This is a genomic window from Streptosporangium sp. CA-115845, assembly GCF_050943795.1.
GTDB lineage: Bacteria > Actinomycetota > Actinomycetes > Streptosporangiales > Streptosporangiaceae > Streptosporangium.
Genome location: NZ_CP191988.1, coordinates 46,977 through 68,801 on the forward strand (window position 1 = coordinate 46,977; position 21,825 = coordinate 68,801).

Annotated in this window: 23 protein-coding genes and 1 pseudogene; 10 read left to right on the forward strand and 14 right to left on the reverse strand. The window is 68.2% G+C overall.

Translation table 11 applies throughout. The features are described from left to right. The first annotated feature begins 17 nt into the window (after nt 1-17). Nucleotides 18-1,136: an FAD-dependent monooxygenase gene (locus ACQP0P_RS01960; protein ID WP_433370069.1), complete on the forward strand. Its 1,119-nt coding sequence runs from the start codon at nt 18-20 to the stop codon at nt 1,134-1,136. A gap of 306 nt (nt 1,137-1,442) precedes the next feature. Here ACQP0P_RS01960 and ACQP0P_RS01965 read toward each other — a convergent pair whose 3' ends face one another. Continuing rightward, the gene (locus tag ACQP0P_RS01965) at nt 1,443-1,994 is read right to left on the reverse strand and encodes a CGNR zinc finger domain-containing protein (protein ID WP_433370072.1); all 552 of its coding nucleotides are present in this window, start codon (nt 1,992-1,994) and stop codon (nt 1,443-1,445) included. A 95-nt stretch (nt 1,995-2,089) separates the two neighbouring features. Between ACQP0P_RS01965 and ACQP0P_RS01970 the strand changes: the two genes are divergently transcribed. Next, on the forward strand, nt 2,090-3,352 hold the full coding sequence (locus ACQP0P_RS01970; RefSeq protein ID WP_433370075.1) for an MFS transporter: 1,263 nt from the start codon (nt 2,090-2,092) through the stop codon (nt 3,350-3,352). 69 nt (nt 3,353-3,421) lie between these two features. Here ACQP0P_RS01970 and ACQP0P_RS01975 read toward each other — a convergent pair whose 3' ends face one another. The 4 genes from ACQP0P_RS01975 to ACQP0P_RS01990 form a co-directional block, all read right to left on the reverse strand. After that, on the reverse strand, nt 3,422-4,087 hold the full coding sequence (locus ACQP0P_RS01975) for an AIM24 family protein (protein WP_433370078.1): 666 nt from the start codon (nt 4,085-4,087) through the stop codon (nt 3,422-3,424). A gap of 167 nt (nt 4,088-4,254) precedes the next feature. Next, nucleotides 4,255-4,617: a YciI family protein gene (locus ACQP0P_RS01980; RefSeq protein ID WP_433370080.1), complete on the reverse strand. Its 363-nt coding sequence runs from the start codon at nt 4,615-4,617 to the stop codon at nt 4,255-4,257. Between the two features lie 199 nt (nt 4,618-4,816). Next, nucleotides 4,817-5,560 (reverse strand): class I SAM-dependent methyltransferase, encoded by a 744-nt coding sequence (locus ACQP0P_RS01985; protein WP_433370083.1) that lies wholly within the window; start codon nt 5,558-5,560, stop codon nt 4,817-4,819. A gap of 117 nt (nt 5,561-5,677) precedes the next feature. Then, the gene (locus ACQP0P_RS01990) at nt 5,678-6,085 is read right to left on the reverse strand and encodes a hypothetical protein (protein ID WP_433370086.1); all 408 of its coding nucleotides are present in this window, start codon (nt 6,083-6,085) and stop codon (nt 5,678-5,680) included. A 98-nt stretch (nt 6,086-6,183) separates the two neighbouring features. On the opposite strand from ACQP0P_RS01990, the gene ACQP0P_RS01995 reads away from it, so the two are divergent. After that, complete coding sequence (locus ACQP0P_RS01995) at nt 6,184-8,871, forward strand: AAA family ATPase (protein WP_433370088.1); 2,688 nt, start codon at nt 6,184-6,186, stop codon at nt 8,869-8,871. Nucleotides 8,872-9,098: 227 nt separating this feature from the next. Here ACQP0P_RS01995 and ACQP0P_RS02000 read toward each other — a convergent pair whose 3' ends face one another. Further along, nucleotides 9,099-9,728 (reverse strand): DUF899 domain-containing protein, encoded by a 630-nt coding sequence (locus tag ACQP0P_RS02000; protein ID WP_433370091.1) that lies wholly within the window; start codon nt 9,726-9,728, stop codon nt 9,099-9,101. 196 nt (nt 9,729-9,924) lie between these two features. Here ACQP0P_RS02000 and ACQP0P_RS02005 point away from each other — a divergent pair, with 196 nt between their 5' ends. The 3 genes and pseudogenes from ACQP0P_RS02005 (at nt 9,925) to ACQP0P_RS02015 (ending at nt 12,389) form a co-directional block, all read left to right on the forward strand. Continuing rightward, the gene (locus ACQP0P_RS02005; protein WP_433370094.1) at nt 9,925-10,776 is read left to right on the forward strand and encodes a DUF72 domain-containing protein; all 852 of its coding nucleotides are present in this window, start codon (nt 9,925-9,927) and stop codon (nt 10,774-10,776) included. A gap of 794 nt (nt 10,777-11,570) precedes the next feature. Further along, nucleotides 11,571-11,705 (forward strand): annotated as a pseudogene (locus tag ACQP0P_RS02010) (helix-turn-helix domain-containing protein); the annotation flags it as partial. 3 nt (nt 11,706-11,708) lie between these two features. Beyond that, complete coding sequence (locus ACQP0P_RS02015) at nt 11,709-12,389, forward strand: DUF5753 domain-containing protein (protein ID WP_433382476.1); 681 nt, start codon at nt 11,709-11,711, stop codon at nt 12,387-12,389. Nucleotides 12,390-12,708: 319 nt separating this feature from the next. Here the strand turns inward: ACQP0P_RS02015 and ACQP0P_RS02020 are convergent, their stop codons facing one another. From ACQP0P_RS02020 to ACQP0P_RS02045, 6 genes are all read right to left on the reverse strand, one after another. After that, nucleotides 12,709-13,140: an SSI family serine proteinase inhibitor gene (locus ACQP0P_RS02020; RefSeq protein WP_433370097.1), complete on the reverse strand. Its 432-nt coding sequence runs from the start codon at nt 13,138-13,140 to the stop codon at nt 12,709-12,711. A gap of 179 nt (nt 13,141-13,319) precedes the next feature. After that, nucleotides 13,320-14,795 carry a DHA2 family efflux MFS transporter permease subunit gene (locus ACQP0P_RS02025; RefSeq protein ID WP_433370100.1) on the reverse strand — a complete coding sequence of 492 codons (1,476 nt, stop codon included), beginning with the start codon at nt 14,793-14,795 and terminating at the stop codon, nt 13,320-13,322. Between the two features lie 73 nt (nt 14,796-14,868). Further along, nucleotides 14,869-15,357, reverse strand: coding sequence for a MarR family winged helix-turn-helix transcriptional regulator (locus tag ACQP0P_RS02030; protein ID WP_433370103.1), 489 nt, complete (start codon nt 15,355-15,357; stop codon nt 14,869-14,871). A 331-nt stretch (nt 15,358-15,688) separates the two neighbouring features. Continuing rightward, a complete protein-coding gene (locus ACQP0P_RS02035) occupies nt 15,689-15,937 on the reverse strand; it encodes a cell division protein SepF (protein ID WP_433370106.1) in 249 nt (82 codons plus the stop codon). Between the two features lie 79 nt (nt 15,938-16,016). Next, nucleotides 16,017-16,109 (reverse strand): hypothetical protein, encoded by a 93-nt coding sequence (locus ACQP0P_RS02040; RefSeq protein ID WP_433370109.1) that lies wholly within the window; start codon nt 16,107-16,109, stop codon nt 16,017-16,019. Nucleotides 16,110-16,201: 92 nt separating this feature from the next. Then, the gene (locus tag ACQP0P_RS02045; RefSeq protein WP_433370112.1) at nt 16,202-16,849 is read right to left on the reverse strand and encodes a CGNR zinc finger domain-containing protein; all 648 of its coding nucleotides are present in this window, start codon (nt 16,847-16,849) and stop codon (nt 16,202-16,204) included. A 39-nt stretch (nt 16,850-16,888) separates the two neighbouring features. On the opposite strand from ACQP0P_RS02045, the gene ACQP0P_RS02050 reads away from it, so the two are divergent. Next, nucleotides 16,889-17,767, forward strand: a complete 879-nt coding sequence (locus ACQP0P_RS02050) for an SCO6745 family protein (RefSeq protein ID WP_433382479.1) — start codon at nt 16,889-16,891, stop codon at nt 17,765-17,767. A 12-nt stretch (nt 17,768-17,779) separates the two neighbouring features. Here ACQP0P_RS02050 and ACQP0P_RS02055 read toward each other — a convergent pair whose 3' ends face one another. Continuing rightward, nucleotides 17,780-18,244: a MarR family winged helix-turn-helix transcriptional regulator gene (locus ACQP0P_RS02055; RefSeq protein ID WP_433370115.1), complete on the reverse strand. Its 465-nt coding sequence runs from the start codon at nt 18,242-18,244 to the stop codon at nt 17,780-17,782. Nucleotides 18,245-18,290: 46 nt separating this feature from the next. Between ACQP0P_RS02055 and pip the strand changes: the two genes are divergently transcribed. Further along, nucleotides 18,291-19,238: a prolyl aminopeptidase gene (pip, locus tag ACQP0P_RS02060; protein ID WP_433370118.1), complete on the forward strand. Its 948-nt coding sequence runs from the start codon at nt 18,291-18,293 to the stop codon at nt 19,236-19,238. Between the two features lie 41 nt (nt 19,239-19,279). On the opposite strand, the gene ACQP0P_RS02065 is transcribed toward pip, so the two are convergent. Continuing rightward, nucleotides 19,280-20,146, reverse strand: coding sequence for a L,D-transpeptidase family protein (locus tag ACQP0P_RS02065; protein ID WP_433370121.1), 867 nt, complete (start codon nt 20,144-20,146; stop codon nt 19,280-19,282). 419 nt (nt 20,147-20,565) lie between these two features. Between ACQP0P_RS02065 and ACQP0P_RS02070 the strand changes: the two genes are divergently transcribed. Both ACQP0P_RS02070 and ACQP0P_RS02075 read left to right on the forward strand, forming a co-directional pair. Then, complete coding sequence (locus tag ACQP0P_RS02070) at nt 20,566-21,267, forward strand: helix-turn-helix transcriptional regulator (protein ID WP_433370124.1); 702 nt, start codon at nt 20,566-20,568, stop codon at nt 21,265-21,267. Continuing rightward, the gene (locus ACQP0P_RS02075) at nt 21,264-21,704 is read left to right on the forward strand and encodes a hypothetical protein (protein ID WP_433370126.1); all 441 of its coding nucleotides are present in this window, start codon (nt 21,264-21,266) and stop codon (nt 21,702-21,704) included. Before ACQP0P_RS02070 ends, ACQP0P_RS02075 begins: the two co-directional genes overlap by 4 nt. Nucleotides 21,705-21,825 lie beyond the last annotated feature (121 nt).

The window sequence follows — 21,825 nt, forward strand, 5'->3', positions numbered from 1 at the left end:
GGGGATACCAAGGAACCATGACTTCTGTACTGATCTCCGGCGCGAGCGTCGCCGGTCCCGCCCTGGCCTACTTCCTGAGCCGACACGGCTTCACCGTCACCGTGGTCGAGAGCGCTCCCGCACTCCGCCCCGGCGGCCAGGCGATCGACGTGCGCGGCACCGCGCTCACCGTCGCCGAGCGCATGGGGATCCTCTCCGATGTACGGCGCTGCCGTACCCGCATGAACGGCATGTCCATGCTCGACGGCGACGGCAACGAGCTGTGGCGCTCCACAGAGATGGCGCTGTCCAGCGGCCGCCTCGACAGCGACGACGTCGAGTTGCTCCGCGAGGACCTGAGCCTCCTGATCCACGACAGAACGAAGGACGACGTCGAGTACCTGTTCGGCGACTCGATCACCTCGCTCACCCAGGACGAGCGTGGCGTGCGGGTCACCTTCGAGCGGGCGGACGCACGCTCCTTCGACCTCGTGGTCGGCGCGGACGGCCTGCACTCCAATGTCCGCCGCCTGGCGTTCGGTCCCGAGCGGGAGTTCGTTCACCACCTCGGGACGTACCTGTCGATCTTCTCCATGGAGAACTACCTCGGCCTGGAGAACTGGCAGACCTGGTTCAACGACGGGAACACGGGCGGCGCGATCTACCCGGTGCGCGACAACACCGAACTCCGCGTCAACCTCGGCTTCCACGCCGAGGAGCCCGTCACGTACGACCACCGTGATGTCGAGGCGCAGAAGCGGCTGGTCGCCGAGCGTTACACGGACGCGCGCTGGGAGGTGCCCCGGCTGCTCAAGGCGATGTGGGACGCGCCCGACTTCTATTTCGACTCCATGGCCCAGGTCCGGGTGGAGCGCTGGTCGGCCGGTCGGGTGACGCTGCTCGGCGACGCCGGCTACTGCGCCTCACCCCTGTCGGGCCAGGGTACGAGCCTGGCACTGGTCGGCGCGTACGTCCTGGCCGCCGAACTGGCCCGGTCGGGTCACGAGGCCGCGTTCGCCGCCTATGAGGAGCGCATGCGACCGTGGGTGGAACTCAACCAGGCGCTTGTGGAGAGCAACCGCGACCACTCAGCGGAGACCTCCTCCGGGGAGAGTCCGCTGGACCACGTGAAGAACGCGATCCAGCTCCCCTGGTGAGCCCGTATCGAGTGGAAACGGGGCGCGTGACGAAACGGAACCACGGTCGCTCAAGACATGATCGGGCGCTTGGTCGTTTTCCCGGCCGGGGCGGCCCTGCTGGTGCTCCGCTGCCGTGATCAGTGGCACCCGGTCGGATCCATACCGCTGCTGCTCCTCGCCGGGGCCGGACACGCCGCCGGGTACAGCCCGCTGATCGCGCAGATCACGTCGCCGGTAGAGCCGCGGCCGGCGTCAGCCATTTCAACCAGAGTGAACTGAAGACGGTTTCTGAACGACGTTTCGAGCCCCGTCCGACCGAGGCCCTCAGGAGGAGCGCCCCGCGTAGTAGCGCCGAGACTTGTCGCGGCTGCCGCAGGTGGTCATGCTGCACCACCGGCGGCGACGATTCTTGCTGACGTCCAGGAACAACCAGCAGCACGACGGACACTCACCGAGCCGATCCAGTGGCCCGTGGGTGAGCAGTTCGACCGCCGAAGCCGCGACCTCCCAGAGCAGGATTCGCACCGTACGCGGCCCACCCCACGAGAGCCGGAAGTTCCCGCCGGCCTCCTCCAGCCGGCCATGGGCAATGCCGTCACCGTGCAGCGCGACGACGACATCAAGATCCGGCTGCGGCGCCAGGCCCCCCTGCGCAAGCGGCTGAAACACCCGGAACACCGCCTCACGCAGCTCGCGGGCATCCGGCAGGGTCGCTGCGAGCCCGTCCGGTTCCTCGATCGGATGCCCCGTCGCCGCGGCCCAGGTCACAGCCTCCTCGGGGGTACCCAGCCAGTCTCGCCGAGCCACCGGACGAGCGTTGACCGTGTTGGCGAAGTCCAGGCACAGCGCGTTCCCAACCAGTTCGATGGCAGTCACGGCATCGAGTATCTCACCGATCAAACCACGTTGACAGGTCAGGCAGCGCGGGCCACGCTATGACCGATCAAACGTATTTGAAAGGTAAGAAACGAATGCGCCTCCTCCCCCTGTCGCTAGGTCGGCCGTTCAACGCGCTGTGGTTCGGCACCGGTGCCGCGAACCTCGGCGACGGCATGGCGCTGTTCGTCCTGCCACTGCTCGCCATCGCCGCCGGCGCCTCACCCGGCGGAGTGGCGGCCGTGACGGCGGCGCTCACCCTGGCATGGCCGGTCTTCGGCCTGCACGCCGGCTGGATCGTCGACCGGGTCGACCGCCGGATGCTGCTGAGCGGCGTCAACCTGGTCCGCGCGCTGGTGCTGTCCGGCCTCACCATCAGTCACCTCACCGGCACCCTGTCGCTGCCGCTGCTCCTCGCCGGGGCGGTGCTGCTCGGCGTGGCCGAGACGCTGGTCGACACCGCGCTGACCTCGACCATCCCCATGGTCGTCGAGCCCGCCGGTCGCAACAGAGCCAACGCACGCATCGAGGCGACCATCAACGTCACCAACCAACTCGCCGGCCCACCGCTCGCGGGCCTGCTGGCAGGCCTCACCCTCGCCCTGGCCACCGGTACGAGCGCGGCCCTCTACGTGCTGGCCGTCGCGGGCATCGCCATGATGGCCCTGCGCCGGGCGCCCGCCGAGGCCCGAACCTCGGGGGGCGGCGGCGTGGTCGCCGGCTTCCGGTACCTGTGGCGGCAGCCGGTGGTGCGAACGCTGACCCTCTTCACCGCCGTGATGAACATCCCCTGGGCAGTCGCGACGGCCCTGCTCGTCGTGTACGCCGTCAGCCCCGGCCCGCTTGATCTCACCGCGGCCCAGTACGGCCTGGTGCTGACGGCGATGGCCGTGGGCGGGTTGCTCGCGGCGGCGGTGGTGGAGCCGTTGCGGCGCCGGTTCGGGGTGACCAGGCTGCTGATCGCCGACGCCGCCGGAACCGTTCTGCTGGTGGCGCCTGTGGCGCTGGACGGGCCGGTGTGGACTGTGGTCGCAGGGGCAGTGATCGCTGGGGCCGGGTCGAGCATCTGGCGCATCCTGGTGGCCACGATCCGGCAGAACCTGTCGCCGCCGGAGTTGCTGGGGCGTATCTACGCCGCGTCTCGGGTGCTCAGCTGGGGCGTGATTCCCGCCAGCGCGGCGCTGGCCGGAATCGCGGCGGAGCTGTGGGGGGTACGGGTGGTGTTCGTCCTGGCCACGGGGCTCGCCGTCGTCGTGCTGGGCGTCTTTGTGCCGTACGCGCTCCGTACGGATCTGTCTGCGGCCATCGAGCCGAAAAAGGCCACCTGTTCTGCATCACCACGGCCTGACCGGGAGTAACGAACACTCCACGACGCTCAGGGGCCCACGGTGGGAGAGGTCGCTCCCGAACATCAAGAAATGCCGGGCCTACTGTGCCTGCACCACCGGCGGGCCCTCGCTGGCCTGGACGAGGACGAAACCCTGGCCCTGGAAGGCGAGTTGCATGGCCTCGCCACTGCCACGGCCGATCAGCGCGCCGACTTTCATGGTTCGGTTGACGCCCACGTGTAGGCCGGCACTCCAGCAGACCGCCGACTGACCGTCGGCGAAGGTCGGCATCTGGGAGGTGTCGAGGAGCACCGGCGTGCCGTGCGCGGTGACCGCGACCCAGCCGGTGCCCTTGATCGTCATGTTGAACAGGCCGCCCGCGGCGATCCCCGCGCCCTGCACGCGCTGGATGTCCCAGGTGAGCTGGGGATCGAAGGCCAGCAGGTTGCGGCCGTTGACGGTGAGAGCTTCGTTCTCCAGATAGAACAGGTGGATGTCGTCGGCGTTGTCGGCCAGGAACAGCAGGCCCTGCCCCCTGACGCGCATCAGCGGGGCGCCCTCGCCGGTCACCATCCTCTTGAACAGTTTCCCGACCCCGCCCGATCCCTCGTAGTCGAACTCCATCTGGCCCTGGAAGGCGACCATCGAGCCCTGCCTGGCGAGCACCTCCTGCGGTAGCCGGACGCGAAGCATCTTGGAGTTCTGCAGGGCGAAGTTGGCGGGAACCTGCTGGGAGTCCAGGTTCCCGAAGAGCGCGCTGCGCATGAGGCTCCCTTTGATGGGTGTAGTCGACATGGGTAGTGACGAACGAGGACGGCGCTCCGGTTCCCGTGGCCTGGTCGTACTCCCAGGCTCGACGACCCGGCGGTGGCGGTCCGGCCTCTGACCGGACTCGATTCCCCGGCGGGCGATGCGGGGAGCCGAGCATGCCGTCAGCGAAGCCGCAGCCGGTCGCGCAGGAAACGACGCTCGGCGTCGGTGGGTGCGAGGTCGAGCGCCACGCGGTAGCCGTCGGTCGCCTCCTGCCTGCGGCCGGCCTCGTCGAGGTCGGCGCAGTCGAGGATGTCGAAGCCGGCTATCTGGTCCTTGGCCTCCGCGTACGGGCCGTCGGTCAGCAGCACCTCACCGTTGCGGACGCGAACCGTGGTCGCGTCGCTCGCCGGCCGGGTGCGGTTGCCCATCAGCCGGATCCCCTTGTCGTCCATCTCCTTGACCCAGTGCTCCACATCCGGGGCGCTGTCGTCCTGGCCGGGCGAGTAGCCCGGGTCGGTGCACACCAGCATCAGGTACTTCATCGGGCTTCTCCTGTCGCGAAATCGGCGGTGGTCATGGATGACGAACAGGCAGGGCCCTCTACTACAGGTTCACATCAAGATTTTTTGCGCAGCCGGGCAGTCGGAACAGCCGCGATCGAACGGCTCGGGGTGGAGAGAGCCAGCGAACGCTTCGGCTTTGGGCTGACTCATGTTCTCTCCGTTTCGTACTCGGACGAGGCTAGTGATCAGGTGGGATGCGGTAGACGGACACGTGGGAACGCGACTCGGCGGTGAAGTCGGCCCCGGCCCAGTCCGCATGCCTGCTCTCCAGCTCGAACCCGGCCAACTGAGCCATCAGGTCGAGCTCGGCCGGCCAGATGTAGCGGTGCGGGCTGCGGGACAGCTGAGCCTGCCTGCTCTCATCGAACGTGAAGTGGTGCGACACGACGTGCTGGCGCAGTACGTCGTAGGTGTCCAAGCCGATGTAGCCGGGCTCGGAATGCCATACCGTGGCCTGCTGACCCGGTGGGAGCTTGCGCAGCTCAGGCACCCAGAGCTCGATCACGAAGCGGCCGCCGGGTATGAGGTGGCGGGCGGCATTGCGGAAGCACGCGACCTGCTCGGGTTGGGTGAGCAGGTTCGAAATCGTGTTGTAGACGAGGTAGACGAGCGTGTATCTCCCCGGGGCGACGGCAGTCGCCATGTCGCCGACGATTACTGGGATCGTCGCTTCGTCCACTTTCGTGCGCAGCTGGTCGATCATCGGAAGTGACAGCTCGATGCCGGTGACGGGCACCCCTCGCTCGGTGAGCGGGACGGCCACCCGGCCGGTTCCGATGGCGAACTCAAGCGCCTGTCCGTCGCCTGTGAGTTCGGCGAGGCGGTCCACGGTCGGCCCCAGGACCTCGGGCGCGAACATGCCGGTGCCCGGCGTGTCATAGCGTCGGGCGGCGTCGACGTCCCAGATCTCCTCCTGTCGCATACCCCCAACGATCGCCATGGGTATACGCGTTGTCCAATGATTTTGCGAATGTGCTCAAGCCGCTGCGCGCCCGGATCCTGTCAAGGATCAGCCGGCTTCCGTTGGATCGCGGCGGGTTCACGCGGTCTTGCGAAGACCGGCGAACTGCAGGCCGGTGAAGCCGGCGACCACCACCGCCTGTGCGATCACCAGCGCGGTGCCCAGGCCGGTCAGCGGGAACCAGCCGGCGATGAGCAGTTCCGCGCTCGCGGCCACCCAGGCGATGTTGACGGCCATTACGACGCCCACGGCGGCCTTGCTCACCGTCGGCCGCGAGGCGAGGAAGTACACGGCGGCCGCGAAAGCGACCAGGAACGCGCCGATCGGGTAGAGGAAGGCGGCGGGGAGGCCGAACAGCTCGCCGAAGATCGCCGCGACGAGGACGTAGGCGGCTCCGTTGGCGCCCGTGCCCATCGCGTCCAGCCTGAGGGCGAAGCGAAGCAGCTTGGCGTCGGCGGTCCTGACGGTGCTGGCGGTGGTGACCATTTCGAAGATCCCTTCGTGGTGCTGACGTGCGTGTGATCACGAAGTTACGCAGGTCCGCGCCACCCCGAATCAGTCATCGTGACGGTAGGTTCCTGACCGTGTTGTACGGGCGATCCAGCGAACAAACGGACATCGAACGGCTCCTGGCGGAGGCCAGGGCCGGCCAGAGCGGGACCCTTGTCATTCGGGGGCAGGCGGGGATCGGTAAGTCGGCGCTGCTGCGCCATGCCGCCACGCGAGCGGAAGGCATGCGAGTGCTGCGCGGTGTCGGCATCGAATCCGAGGCCGAGTTGCCCTTCGCCGCGCTTCATCTGCTCCTTCGCACCGGGCTCGACCGGATCCACGCACTGCCCGATGCGCAGGCCGCCGCACTCAACGGGGCCCTGGGCCTGGGCGACATCGCGCCGGAAAACCGCTTCCTGGTCGGGCTGGCCACGCTGAGTCTTCTCGCCGAACTCGCAGGGGATGGCGCGCTGCTCTGCCTCATCGACGACGCGCAGTGGTTCGACCGGGCGTCCATCGACGCGCTGGTGTTCGCCGCCCGCCGCCTTGAGGCCGAAGGTGTCGTTATGATCTTCGCCGCCCGTGCGGGTTTCCATGCCGCGGGGCTGCCCGAGCTCCGGCTGGGTGGGTTGGACAGTGCGGCCGCCGCCGCCCTGCTCCCCGCCGACCTGCCACCGCAGGTGCGAGAACGCCTCATCGAGGAATCGGACGGCAACCCCCTGGCGCTTGTCGAACTGCCTGCCGCGCTCACCGCGGAACAGCGGGCGGGACGACTGTCGCCGGTGGGTGCGATGCCCGTCGCCGATCGAGTTCGGGAGGCGTTCCAAAAACAGATAGCCGCGCTTCCCGAGCCGGCGCGGACCGCGTTGCTGATCGCGGCGGCGGACGGCTCCGGCGAGCTTGAGACGGTGGCGGCCGCGGGTGCCTCCCTGCAGGGCCTTGAGTCAGCCGAGCGGAGTCGCCTGATCGAGATAAGGGGGACGACCATCGGCTTCCGTCATCCCCTGATCAGGGCGGCCGCCTACCAGAGCGCGCCGGTCACCCGGCGCCTTGCCGTACATCGGGCCCTCGCCGACGCCCTCACCGGCTCGGCCGCCGTGGATGCGGCCGACCGGCGGGCGTGGCACCTGGCCGCCGCCGTGCTCGGATCTGACGAGGGAGTCGCACGGGAGCTGGGGGAAGCGGCGGAACGGGCACGTACCCGCAGCGGCTACGCCGCGAGCGCGGCCGCCTACGAGCGAGCCGCCGAGCTGACCGCCGATCCGGTACGACGATCCGGACGGCTGGCCGCCGCCTCGTTGGCGGCGAGTGACGCCGGGCTGATGGGCCGCGCCGCCGCGCTCGCCGACAGCGTCACGTCCGATGTGGACGACCCTGACGTGATCACCGCGCTGATCCAGGTGCGTGCCCATCGCGAATTCGAGCTGGGCACACCGCTCGCAGCGGGCCGGATCATCCTGGACGGCGTTCCTCGGGTGGCGGCTCGCTCCTCGGCGTGGGCCACCTGGCTACTGGTGGAGACCGTCCGTTGCGCCTGGTTCGCCGGTGACGCACGGCTGGCCGAGGAGGCGGCCGCGAGCCTCCGGGCGCTTCCCGAGACCGGCTCGCCACTGGTCAGCGGGGCGCTCGGGCTGACCCGCCTGCTGAGCGGTGACATCGAAGAGGGGACCAGGCTCATGGGCGAGGCGGTCGACGGACACGCGCTCGCCGGACTGGGGGTACCCGGGCTGACCTTCACCGCCTCTCTGTGCCTTCCGCTGGGCCGTGCCGTCCACTACGAGGAGATCACTGGACAGATCTTGGCGGAGTGCCAGAAGAGCGGAATGATCGGCTGGCTCGCCTTCGCGTTCCAGGATCATGGCCTCGCACAGGGGTGGCTCTGCCGATACGGCGAGGCCAGGGCGGCTCTGGACGCGGGGTTGCGACTGGCGGTGGACCTGGGCCATGAGCACCGGGTCAGTCACCTCATGTGCTCTCTCGGATGGGTGCTCGCCCACCAAGGGGATGTGGAGAGGTGTCGAGCGACCGCGGAGGAGGGCGTCGCGAGGGCCGACGGCCAAGGACAGGCCCTTGCCGCGGCCATCGGACGCTGGGCACTCGGCCTGCTCGAACTCGGCCTGGGCCGACCGGACGCCGCCCTCCGGCAGTTGGAGGCCATCTCGCTGACGGGCATCGCCGTCCTCTCCGCCGCCGACCAGGTCGAGGCGGCCGTTCGTGCCGGTCGGCCGGAGCGGGCGAAGGAGCCACTCGCCCGATACCTGGCCTGGGCGCGGCACGTCCGTCAGCCGTCACCCGACGCGATCGCGCTGCGCTGCCGTGCCCTCGTGGAGGGGGACGAGGCGCACTTCGCGCATGCCGTGCGCTGCCATGAGGCGGCCGGTCAGCCGTACGAACAGGCGAGGACGCGACTCGCCTACGGCGAGCGGCTACGACGGGCACGGCGGCGAGCGGATGCCCGGTCGCAACTGCGCGGCGCACTGGAGATCTTCGACCGGCTCGGCGCGGAGCCGTGGGCCGAGCGCGCCCGGGCGGAGCTGCGCGCGACCGGAGACGTTCCGGCGGCGCCGCGCAAGGCCGACGACCCGCTCAGCGTGCTCACCCCCAGGGAGCGCCAGATCGTACGGCTGGCGGCCAACGGTGCCTCCAACCGCGACATCGCCGCCCAGCTTTTCCTCAGCCCGCGGACCGTCGGCTATCACCTCTACAAGGCGTTCCCCAAGCTGGGTATCACCTCCCGATCCCAGTTGGCGGCCGTCGCCCGGTCCGCACGGGCACCCGACTGATCGTCCACCCGGATGTGCGGTGACGGCCCGGCCTGTCCAGCTCCGATGATCAGGATTCATCGCCCGGCGCCGGGGGCGCCGTTCTCGGTTGTCTCGCCGTTCGGCGGACCGTCGTTCGAGCCGTCGATCTCATCGCCAAGGCGGGCGAGGACGCCGGACGTGGCGGTGCGGTCCGGTCTCGGCGGGATCACCAAGGCCGAGCGATTCGTGTCCGCGCGGTGGATCACCTATCCGTAGGTGGGGTGCTGCGGCCAGCCGGACGGGGAGTCCTCCCAGTCCTGCTGCCGGCCGTACGGGGTGAGGTCGAGGATGTTGTTGGCGAAGAGAAGCCGGTCCACGCCGCGGGAGGTGGTGTTGTAGGTCCGGTAGACGTCTTCGCCGTCGCGCAGGAACACACTGAGCATGAAGCCACGACCGGTGCCGCAGTCGTCGGCGAACGAGGTGCCGTGTGAGGACACGAACGGCAGGGTCCAGCCCATCCGCGCCTTGTACGCCTCGATCTGGGCGAGTGGCATGTTCGACACGGTCACCCAGGTGACCCCGAGCTCGGCCGGCCAGGCCAGCCCGGCCACCGGGACGTTGTTGGTGAACCCGGTGCAGCCCGGGCAGTAGTGGTCCGGCCCGTTGTCCATGAACTGGTAGACGACCAGCTGTCCTCGCCCGTCGAACAGGTCGAGCAGGGTCTTCGTACCGGTCGGCGTGTCGAACGCGTAGTCGTTGGCGAACCTGACCATTGGAAGGCGGCGACGCCGTGCGGCGAGCGCGTCCTGAGCACGGGTGGCTTCCTTTTCGGCTTTGAGTAACTCGTCGCGGGCCTGCCGCCACTCCTCAGCCGAAACAATCCTGGGCTTCTCCATCCGCCGATTGTGCTCCCCTGCACCGACAGAATCCCGCCACCGACCGGCACGCCCGCCGATCATCGGCGACGACCTTCTGGAGGAACCCCGCCAAGGCTCGCCATCCAGGGCACCAGACCGCTACGGACTGCGTGCCCGGCGGTAGCGGAGGCATGCCCGGTTCTCTCTCCCGCAGGCCTTGGATAGCGTCGAGGTCATGCGGCTTCATGTGGGATGCGCGATGTGGACTCTCAAGTCATGGCAGGGGCGTTTTCTGCCTCATCCGCTCCCGGTCGGGGAGCGCCTGCGGGCCTACGCGACCTGGTGCAACGCGGTGGAGGGCAACACGACGTTCTACGCCACACCGGCGCGAAGCACGGTGGAGTCGTGGGCGCGGCAGACCGGCCCGGACTTCCGCCTGGTGGTCAAGCTGCCCAAGTCGATCACGCACGAGGGTCGCCTTACCGGTGTCGAGGAGGAACTTCGGTCGTTCCTGGAGGCGATCGAGCCACTCGGGCCTCGCGCTCACGCCCTCTGGGTCCAACTGCCGGGATCATTCGCTCCGACCGACCTCGGCACCCTGGCGGGCTTTCTGCGCAGGCTTCCCCGCTCGTACAGATACGCCGTCGAGGTCCGCCACCGCGCGTTCTTCGATGACGAGCGATCCGAACGGCTTCTCGAAAGGGTTCTCGCCGGCGTTGGTGCCGAGTGGGTTCCCTTCGACACCGTCACCCTCTTCCAGAGCCCTCCGACCAGTGACGCCGAACGAGACGCGTGGACGAAGAAACCGCGTGTGCCGCGGCGGTCGATCGCGCTCACCGACCGTCCGATCGTGCGCTACCTCGGCAGGGACGCCACGGAGCGCACGATCGAGGGCTGGCGGCAGTGGATCGACACGGTCACCGAATGGCTACGCGAGGGCCGCTCGCCGACCGTGTTCATCCATACCCCCGACAACGCCGACGCGCCGATGCTCGCCCGTCGTTTTCACGACGACGTACGGGCCCGGCTGCCCGAGGTCGAGCCGCTGCCCGAGCCCATGCCGACCGAGCCGCTGACCCTCTTCTGACCGCAGGGCCTCCCCGTACCCTGGTGACAGGGGAGTCTGTGAACTCGGTGGCCTGTTTGGCGATGGCGTGGCGTACCGCGGGACGAGCCCGAGGCGGCTGCCCAGATGTGGGAACCGCCTGGAGCCGCATCGACACCGGATCGGTCATAACCGTCTTGCGCCGGGACCTGTTGCTGTGATCATTCCATTACGGAGTGGAGAAGCGCGGTGATCGTGAGTCCTACGGTCAGGCCGACGCCGATGGTGCTCGTGACACCGAGCGTCACGCCGACCACACCGGCCACACTCATGATGATCACCCAGCGCTGGGGAAGCCGTTTTGGCTGGTCAGGCGAACTCTTGTGCTCTGCTGGGCTCCTCCACGGTATCCTCATCGGCGATGTCCTTCTCTTCTGATTGCAGCGAGGGGATTGGCAGAGAGCGGCCCCTGTCTCGACTACAGCGGGCCGCTCGTTTTTTGTGACCTCTTGTCACTGGAGCCATCCTCCTGGAGTGATCTTTCCTATGCAAGAGCATCTGCATGACTATATGGGCGCCCATATGCAGAAGCATTTGCACGTGCATCTGCCCGAGCCTGCGCCGTGTGCCGAATATGATTCGGTTGGATCGAACGAAAGACCGGCTTCATCAGTGGCGTTCGAGGGTGTCGCTGATCGATGCGCGGCTGTGGTGCCATGTAAAGGAAGAAAACGCCTGATCGGAGGAGGTGGCTGATGGTCCCGGCAGAGGGCGGCGGGAACGCGTCCCCCAGCAGGACACGACCCGGCCCGTCATTCGGCCCCGTTGTGCTTCGGATGGTGTTGGGTAGCGAGCTACGTCGGCTCCGGGAAGCCAAGGGGCTCTCGCGTGAGACGGCCGGGTACGCGATTCGGGCGAGCGAGTCCAAGATGAGCCGCCTGGAGTTGGGGCGGAGCCCCTTCAAGCTGCGAGACGTGGCTGATCTGCTCACTCTGTACGGCGTCATGGACCAACACGATCGTGAATCGCTGCTGGAACTCTCGACGAGAGCCAACGAGCCTGGCTGGTGGCAGCAGTTCAACGATCTCCTGCCGCAGTGGTTCAGCCCATATCTCGGGATGGAGGAGGCGAGCACCGTCATCCGGGCGTACGAGGTGCAGGGTATTCACGATCTCTTACAGACGGAGGATTACGCTCGCAAGCGGTATCGGCTCCTCGACCCCGAGGGCACGAAAAATCAGATCGATCGCCGTGTCCAGATCCAGATGACGCGTCAACAGGTGCTCACCCGGTCGAGTCCGCCCACATTGTGGGTGGTGCTGGACGAAGGAGCCTTGCGGCGTTCGCCAGATGACGTACACGTCATGCGTGAGCAGGTCAGGCACTTGATCGAGATGAGCGAGCTACCGAATGTGGTCCTGCAAATCATCCCATTCGGGACTTACCCGGTGCCAGGTCATTCCTTCAGCACGCTGCGATTTGCCTCCGTGGACTTGCCGGACGTTGTCTACATCCAGCATCTGGCCGGAGCCTTGTATCTAGACAAACCTGATGATGTGTCTTTGTATCTCAGCGTCATGGAACGACTGTGCACGATGGCCATGAGTCCTGACGAAACAGGGGCCACCCTTCGGACGCTTCTCGCGGACCTGTAAGGAGCCGGGCATCGTCGAAGCGGGAAACTCCGGCTCTGCGGTGATCGGGCGAAAGGAATGCGAGTGTTCGCACGGACCATAAGAAGAGATTACCGCCTGAGCGGTTTCTCCGCTGTCTGAGCCGACGTATGAGTTTTTGGTGGTGGCCTTCCTGCTGTTGAGCGTTTTCAATTTCTGGATCGCGTATCGGAAGGGGGGGAACCGGCTCGCCCGGAGGCGTGCACGACGTCGTCGGCGAGGTGGTCACGCCCATGGGCGTGACCACCTCGCCGACGACGACTCGCAGTACACCGGCCAGGTTGAAGGCTTCGGGCGGATGTCAGAAGCTGCCCACGGCTCCGAGCGCATTGCGCATCTGGCAGCTGTTCCCGAAGGTCTGAGACGACATGGTGAACCGGCTCCTCCACACACCGACCGCCGACACCGTCACCGGCTCATAGATCATCGGGCAGACCAGCCCCGCCGCGGGCTTGAACTTACGCACGTCGCCACTCGCGGGTTCCAGAGCCGTGCACGCCTCCCGCGTTTTCGGGTGCGTCCCTCCGCCGACCGGTGAACACTGCAACACCACCGCCCGAGTCGACGGCAGGACGGTCGACCTCTGAGTGAGCGTCAGTACCAGCGCCCGGGCTGCCAATTCATCCCCCGGCACATCGGACACACCCGTCATGGGTTCACCGAGCGAATCGGCGCCGGCGGGTAACGCACCGAGCGTGGCCACCGCACCGAGGAACGCCGAACCGAGAACCATCCACTTCGTAAGCCGCCTCATCCAGATCATCTCCCAGCTCACGTGGTGTTCGACGCTCCCAGCGTGACCAGTGGTGACGAGGAGACCAAGTACCGACCCTCCAGGTGCGGGTCAAGATTCCGCGAAGGTAAAGCCGGGTGGCACATCCGGAGCGGGGGCCGAACCGACCGCGGTGGTGATCAGGCGATCCCGGACCGGACCGTCGGTGAGGCGGAGGGCTCGTCCTGGGGGGCGGTGTCCGGCCTGGGCTGCCGCAGCACGACGAGCGCGACGGCGAAGGCGGCCACGAGCAGAGCGGCGGCGGTGCCGAAGGCCAGGTGGTAGCCGCCGGTCAGGGCGGCCTCCTGGCTCTCGCCGGCGGCCAGCAGCTCCTCGGTACGCGAGGCGGCCAGTGTGGACAGCACCGCGACGCCGGTGGCCATACCGACCTGCTGGGTGGTGTTGAACAGCCCGGACGCCAGGCCCGCGTCGTCGGCCCTGGCACCGGACATGCCGAGCGTGGCCAGCGCGGGGAGCACCAACCCGCCACCCGCGATGAGCAGCATCACCGGGAGCAGGTCGGTGGCGTAGTTCGCGTCGACCGGGACGCGGGTGAGCCAGCCCATCGCGCCGAACAGGAGCGCCAGGCCCGCCAGCAGGACGGCGCGTTCGCCGAAGCGGGTGTTGAGCCGGGCGGAGACGAACAGGGACACGCCGCCGATGGCCACCGCCGCGGGGAGCATCGCCAGGCCGGTGTCGAGCGCACCGTAGCCGAGGACCTTCTGCATGTAGAGCGCGACGAGGATCTGGAAGGCGAACATCGCGGACAACGCCAGCATCTGGGCCAGGTTGGCGCCGGAGACGTTGCGCGAGCGGAAGACCCGCAGCGGCATGAGCGGGGTCCTCGCGGTCGCCTGACGGACGAGGAACGCGGCCAGCAGGGCGAGCGATACCGCGCCGAACCCGAGAGTGTGCGTCGCGAGCCAGCCGTACTGCTCGATCTTGACCACGGTGTAGATGCCCAGCATCAGCCCGCCGGTGACCAGCACGGCGCCGAGGACGTCGGCCCCGGCGGCGAGTCCCGCCCCCCGCTCGCCGGGCAGTGCCCTGATCGCCAGCGCGATCGTGGCCAGTCCGATGGGCAGGTTGATGAAGAAGATCCAGTGCCAGCTGAGCGCGTCGGTGAGAACCCCGCCCAGAACCTGGCCGATCGAGGCTCCGGCGGCACCGGTGAAGCTGAAGACGCCGATCGCCTTGGCGCGCTCCCCGGCCTCGGTGAACAGCGTCACCAGGATGCCCAGCACGACCGCGGAGGCCATGGCGCTGCCGACGCCCTGCAGGAAGCGGGCGGCGATCAGCATGCCGGGCCCGGTGGCCACTCCGGCCAGCAGCGACGCGAGGGTGAAGACCGCGTTGCCCGCCAGGAACATGGTCTTACGGCCGATGAGGTCGCCCAGCCGACCGGCCAGCAGGAGCAGCCCGCCGAAGGCGATGAGGTACGCGTTGACGGTCCAGCTGAGCTCGGCGGGTGAGAAGCCCAGATCCCGCTGGATGGCCGGCATCGCCACGGTCACGATGCTGCCGTCCAGGATCGTCATCAGCGCCGCGGCGGACAGCACGGCGAGTGCCGACCGGCGCGACCGGGTTGGTCGGGATGAGGGTGGGGTCTGCGGCATGGCCATCTCCTGTCCGGAAGGGAACAGGAGTGACCGTAGCAGATAGTTTTGTTGTAGACGATCCTTTGCAGATCTATTTTGCCCGCTGCCGGGCTCGCCGGACCGCCTGTGGCGCCTCGACGGGGACGGCCAGATGGCCGGTCACCAGGCGATTCATGGCCCGTACCAGCACCTCGCGCTCATCGGTGGGCAGCGATCCCAGTGCCGCCCCGTGCACCCGGTCGACGATCTCCTGGCTCTGTCGTGCGACCTCGGCGCCCTTCTCGGTGACCGAGATGATCCGGGCCCGCCGGTCCGTGCTGGACGGGCGGCGCTCGGCGAGCCCCGCCTTCTCCAGGGCGTCCACCGTGACCACCATCGTGGTCTTGTCCATGTCGCCGATCTCGGCGAGTTGGATCTGGGTGCGCTCCTTCTCCAGGGCGTGCACCAGCACGCAGTGCATCCGCGCCGTCAGCCCGATCTCGGCGAGCGCCGCCGCCATCCGGGTTCTCAGGACGCGACCGGCATGGTCCAGCAGGAACGACAGATCGGGCTCGGTGCGGGCGGATGCCATGGCGATCATATCCCCAGCATAGCAATTAGTTCTGTTCTGGATTATCTGCAAAGGTTGTTGACGGCCGCCAGGTGATCGCTGTGCCTGACGGAAAAGTTCGCTTTCGATAGTCAGCGAGAGAATGTCCGCACGGTAATCAGTGCATTTCCTGCGACGACGACGCACATGAGCGACATGCTTCTTGGCCTTGCTGATCTCCGTCGGGCATGTGCCCTGCTGCTCGACGCGGTGGAGAGGCATTACGGCGAACTCGCGGTGGACCACTACCGGGACCTGCCCCTTGTGGCGGCTTTCGACATGTCGAATGACCCGGCCACGGAGATCGGGGCCGACCGGCTGCCTACCGCGTCTCGTGAGCGTCCGATGACCGCTCGGCCATTCCGCGAGGCATCAACAGGAACACCTTGGGAGACAGGCGATCCATATCCCCGCCCCTGCCGAACACCAGGCCGGCGGCGAAATCCACGAACTGCTTGGCCTCGCTGTCCGGCAGCTTGGTGAGGTCCATCACCACGGGGGTACCGGTACGAAAGAAATGCCCCACGTAGACGGCCTCGTTGTAGTCCCGGGGACACAGTGTTTTAATCACCGCATCAGTCTCCACCGCCCACGGTGACCGTCAAGTCCTCTGCTGAATCGGTGGTCACGCGTCGCGGCGAAGACTCCGGTCATCCACGCGGGGCGTACATGATGACCAGCACGCCGAGCAGGCAGACGGCGGCCCCGACGATGTCCCAGCGGTCGGGCTGGAAGCTGTCCACTCATCCGAAGGCCGGTGATCCGCTGTTCCACCTCGGCGGGCTCGGCCGTCGCCCGTGCTCCGCCGCGAGCGGCCCACACCCCGAATCAGGATCTATCCGGGGTCCGTGCCGGACGTCGCGTCCTGCGCGGGGTGGCGGGCGGCGTGCCGTCTGGCGCGGTAGGCGCTGGCCTTGGCCCGGTTCTGGCAGGACAGGTCGCAGAATCTGCGCGAGCCGTTGCGGGTGGTGTCGAAGAAGACCAGGTCGCACCCGTCGGCCTGGCAGGCGCCGAGCCGGGTGGCCTGGCCGACGCCGATGACCATGGCCAGCGCCGTGCCCATGTCGGCCGCCCAGGCGTCCACGAGAGGCGCGTCGGGCCGGTGGAAGGCCAGCCGGTGGGGCTGACCCGGATCGACGCGCAGGCTGGGGACGGCGGCGTGCCGTATCAGCAGATCGTTGAGTGCGGCCGCGACCTCGGTGATGGTCTCGCCCGCGCCGAACGCCGGCCGTAGCCGGGCGGCGATCCCGGCCAGCCGATCCGCCTCCGCGACGGTGAGGGCACGCGAAGCCCGGTCGGTCACGACGCCCTCCTCGTTGATCGCGGCCAGTCGCTCGGCGCTCGAGGCCGGTGGCGTGACCTCGCGGCCGTGCGCCGAGGTGGCGGTGAGGCGGTTGACCAGAAGGGCGGCCAACTCGATCCTGCTACCGACGTAACTGTCTATTTGAGGTTGACGAGTGATGCGCCAAGGATCTACTGTCACTGTCATATCCTACATAGATAGTGATGAACGGGGCTTATGATGTCGGAGTTCTCCAAGCTGGCACGGCAGATGTGGCACCAGATCGAGCCGGTGCACGCGTCGCTCTACTTCTCCCCCGAGGCTTTCGACGAGGCGGCGCGGCTCGGCTACGACATCGAGTCGCGCTGGCCGAGCTACTTCGCCTGGCGTACGGCGCCGCTCGGTGCCGCCGGGCCGAAGCTGGTCACCGGCACCTACTACAGCTTCAGCCCGGCGGCCGTCGCCGAGCACGTGCCGGGTATCTGGGCCACGGCGCGCCCCGAAGCGGTGCTCCAGGCCCGGTTGCGGGCGGTGGACCGCACCTTGCGCACCCTCCTCGGTGACAAGGTCGCCACGCCCGAGCTGGCCGAGGCGGCCGAGTTGGCCGTCAGGGCCGCCGAGAGCGCCGAGGTCGTCCACCGGCCCCTGGCCGCCGCCAACCTCGATCTGCCCTGGCCCGAGGAGCCGCACCTGGCGCTCTGGCAGGCCTACACCGTGCTGCGCGAGCACCGGGGCGACGGGCACCTGGCAGCCCTGGCGACCGCGGAACTGGACGGGTGCGAGGCGCTGGTCTCGTTCGCCGCGATCGGGGCCGCACCGGTGAGCAACTTCGCGGGCCGCGGCTGGAGCGACGAGGAATGGGCGGCCGCCCGCGACCGGCTGGCCACCCGTGGCCTGGTCGACGCGGAAGGGGTCGCCACTCCGGCGGGCCAGGCGCTCCGTGACCAGGTCGAGCGGGTCACCGACGAACTGGCCGCCGGACCGTGGCGCGCGCTCGGGACCGAGTCGGCCCAACGGCTGGCCCTGCTCAACCAGCCTCTGCTGGGCGCGGTATTCGAGTCGGGGATGCTGCCGATGGTCAGCACCCTGGGCATCGGCAGCGTGCGGGCGCCGGAATAGGGACGACCCGGTCTACCGATCGACCGCCCCGGCGATCCTGTCCCGCATCGGCCGCCTGCTCAGCGACTCCAGCGCCTCGTCGACGAGCCTGCTCAGCGGGTAGGACAGCTCCGCCTCCAGTTCGGCCGCCGCCGCGCTGGTCGCCGCCCACTCCTTGTCGAGGAGGGGCATCAGTGACTCGGCCCTGGCGGTCAGCCTGACGATCCGCTGGCGCGCGTCGGCGCCGGGGGTGAGGGTGACCAGACCCTCCTTGGCCAGCTGCGCGACCGTCTGGCTGGCCGCCGAATGCGTGACACCGATCGCTCTGCCCAGGTCGCGGATGGAGCTGGGCCCGGTGGCCGCCAGTGTTCGCAGGATCGGTGTGTAGCGCGGGCGGAATCCGTCCAGGCCGAGGTCGGTGTAGACGGCGGCGACCCCCGCGTCCAGCTGGTCGAGGAGGTGGCGCAGTCGCGTACCGAGTAGCTCGGGAGGTGACATGCCACTAATGTACCAGTGCTGTTATATCTCTGGAGAGGAACTCGCCTTGTACCCCCCTATCGAGCCCCACGAGCACGGCCTGCTCGACACCGGTGACGGCAACCTCGTCTACTGGGAGGTCTGCGGCAACCCCGAGGGCAAGCCCGCGGTCGTCGTCCACGGCGGCCCCGGGTCGGGGTGCGGGCCCGGCCACCGTCGCCTCTTCGACCCCTCTCGATACCGGGTCGTCCTGTTCGACCAGCGCAACTGTGGCCGCAGTCTGCCGCACGCCGGCGACCCCGCGACCGACCTGAGCACCAACACCACCCGTCATCTGGTCGCCGACATGGAGCGCCTGCGCGAGCACCTCGGCATCGACCGGTGGCTGCTGTACGGCGGGTCGTGGGGCTCCACACTGATGCTCGCCTACGCCGAGACCCACCCCGAGCGGGTGTCGGAGATGGTCGTCGCCAGCGTCACGATGACGCGCCGCTCCGAGATCGACTGGCTCTACCGGGGGGTCGGGCGGTTCTTCCCCGAGGAGTGGGAGCGGTTCAGGCGGGGAGTCCCCGAGGCCGACCGCGACGGTGATCTGCTCGCGGCCTACGCACGGCTCATGGCCGATCCCGATCCCGAGGTGCGGGCCAGGGCGGCGCACGACTGGACCGCGTGGGAGGACGCGGTGATCTCCCTGGAGCCCAACGGCACGCCGAACGCCTACAGCGGTCGGCCCTTCGCCGCCCTGCTGGCCTTCGTACGGATCTGCGCGCACTACTTCTCCAACGCCGCCTGGCTGGAGGAGGGTGTCCTGCTGCGCGAGGCCGGACGACTGGCCGGGATCCCCGGCGTACTCGTCCACGGCCGCCTGGACCTGGGTGGACCGCTCGACACGCCCTGGCAACTCGCTCAGGCCTGGCCCGACGCCCGGCTGGTCGTGGTCGACGACGCCGGGCACACCGGCAGCGACACGTTCAGGGCGGAGATCCTCTCAGCTCTCGACGCCTTCGCCGCCTGAGCACGCGAAAGAGCGGTCCGGGACCCGCTGAGGAGGGACTCTCAGAGCGGGTTGTGCGCGGGGCGTGCGGACCTGCCGGGTCCGCGTGGGTTACGGGGGGCCTCGGGGTGCCGCGCTCTGGGAATTCGCGGAGGTCGTTCCGGGTGAGCCTCCGGGCGGCGTTCGACGCGGGCCTCGGGACGGCGGACGTACACCGGATCACCCGGCTGGAGGAGCCGGTAGAGGGGGATGGCGTTGTGCAGCGGGATCCGGACGCATCCGTGGGAGGCGGGGAAGCGGGGAACGAGGGTGGAGCCGTGGATGGCGATGCCACCGTTGAAGTAGACGGAGTAGAACATCGATCCCAGGATCCCGGTGGACCAGCCGGGGACCCGCGCTCCGACCCGGTAGTCGCCGACCGGGGTGTCGGCGAACCCGCAGTGGCCCTTCTCGCAGTACGACATGCGGGCACCGGTCGAGATATGGGTCACCAGCACGGGTTTCCCTCCCTTCCACACGGTGAGGAGCTGGCGTCGCAGATCGATCTCGGCCCGCTCGGGCCCTCCGTACCCCACCAGGGGCCTGATGCGCCTGGGGCGCAGGAGGGCCTGCCAGGTCGGCAGGTCGATCCTGTCGACGGGTCTCAACCCGTTGGCCTTCTGGAAGGCCCATACGGTCATGCGCAGCGCGGAATCATACGTGGAGCTGAGATTTCCCGGGGTGAAACCCAGATCTCTAAGTCTTTTCTTCACATTATGCACCTCGATTCCCCTGCTGCCCATTTTGATGATCGTGAATTGGTCGGGAAGGGGGGCCTGCTGAAAATCCGGGGAGGGGTCGATCGCGGCGTGCGCGACGCCGACAGGCAGGGTTGTGGCCAGGGCGAAGATGGTTCCTGCGATCAGGGCGCGGTGGACGGTGCTTCGCATATGTGACGTCTATCCGCTGGCAGGAGGGATTAACCCTGTAATGCCGCTTGCCAGAAAGTAAGAGTTATACCGCTACGTGCGACCCGACGATTAATGTGGAGGGATTTTCCCGAGAAAGCAGATATGTGTTTTCGGGCGATGTTATATGGTGATTTTAGAGACATATATTAGATATTTTTGGAGTCGTTGAGCGCGAACGATGCACTGCCACGCACCGTTCGCGCTGCTCGGCTCTCGCCCTCGCATGCGGGTGCGCCCTGGGGCGTACGAGAAGCACGGAACCTGAACGCCGGTCCTCGCCCCCGCCGACCCGCTCGCGAGCCGTACGAGAACGCAGGGTCTGGTAGGGCGTGCGGTGTACCTATATAGTGCAGATTGCAATAAAGAACTTTGCACTACACGGAGCGCGGGGAGTGGCCATGGCACGGGGCGTCGATCTGGTCCGGCTGACCGTGCTCGCGTTGCTCTCGGTCCGGCCGAGCCACCCCTATGAGATGCACCGCTTCGTCGTCGACACCCACAAGGACTACGTGACCGGGCTGCCGCGCAGCCTCTACCACGCGGTCGACCGGCTGGTCAGGGACGAGCTGATCGCGGCTGTCCAGACCAGTAGGGAGGGGCGGAGACCGGAGCGCACCGTCTACGAGCTGACGGATGAGGGCAGGGCGGAGCTCGCCACCCGGCTGCGGCGGCTGCTTGAGCAGGTGGGGCCCGACAGCCTCACCTTCACCGCGGCGATCTCGCTGATGGGGTGCCTGCCGAAGGCCGAGGTGGAGCGGGCGCTGCGGGTCAGGGCCGCCACCCTCGAGGGGAGGGTCGTCGCGGCCGACGCCAATCTGAAAGGGCTCACCGAGAGTGGGCTGCCCCCGTTGCTCCTGCTGGAGCTCGAATGCGAACGCGCTCTGCGCGCCGCCGAGCTCGGCTGGGTACGCGGTCTCCTCGTCCGGCTGGAGTCGGGCGAGATCACCTGGACCGGCAGCCTCAACCGTGAGCTGCTGGGCTGGATCGACGAGGACGATGAATCGCCCCATCCGCGCGAAGAGCAGGAGAAGCACCGAGAACCGTCCGGTCTCCCCGGAGACGACGCCGCACGACTGAACACCCCTGGGAGCTCACGGTGAAGTCCACTCCGCTGTTCGAGGCGGCCGGGGTGATCGAGGCCCCGATAGACCGGGTAGAGCGGCTGCTGCTGGCCGTGTGTTCCGGGCCCGTCGGCGCGGACAACGTCTGGCTGCTGGCGGAGCACGGCGGCGTCGTGGCGGGCGGCCCGGAGCGGTTCACCCTCAGCACGCCGATACACGCCATGACCGTCGAGGTACGCGAACACACCATCGCCTTCCAGGGCGGCTGGTGGTACCGCGGGGAGTACGCCGTCGAGCCGCATCCGGAGGGCGCCCTGCTCACCTACCGGGTCCGCAACGTCGCGACTCGGGGACGGTGGGCCGTGCCGCTCGCCAACCGCTTCTTCATCGGCTTCGACCGGAACGCGCGTGATGGTTTCACCGCAGGACTCCGGCGGATCGGCGACGAACTGGGCTGCCGTACCCGCCTGCTCTGAGCGCACGGCGTTTCCGGTACCGGATCCGCAGAGCCGGAGAACGCCGGGTGTGCCCCCCGGGGCGCACGGGATGCTCGCGGACGTCACGAAGACATCCCGTACGGGATCCAGGGGAGCACCG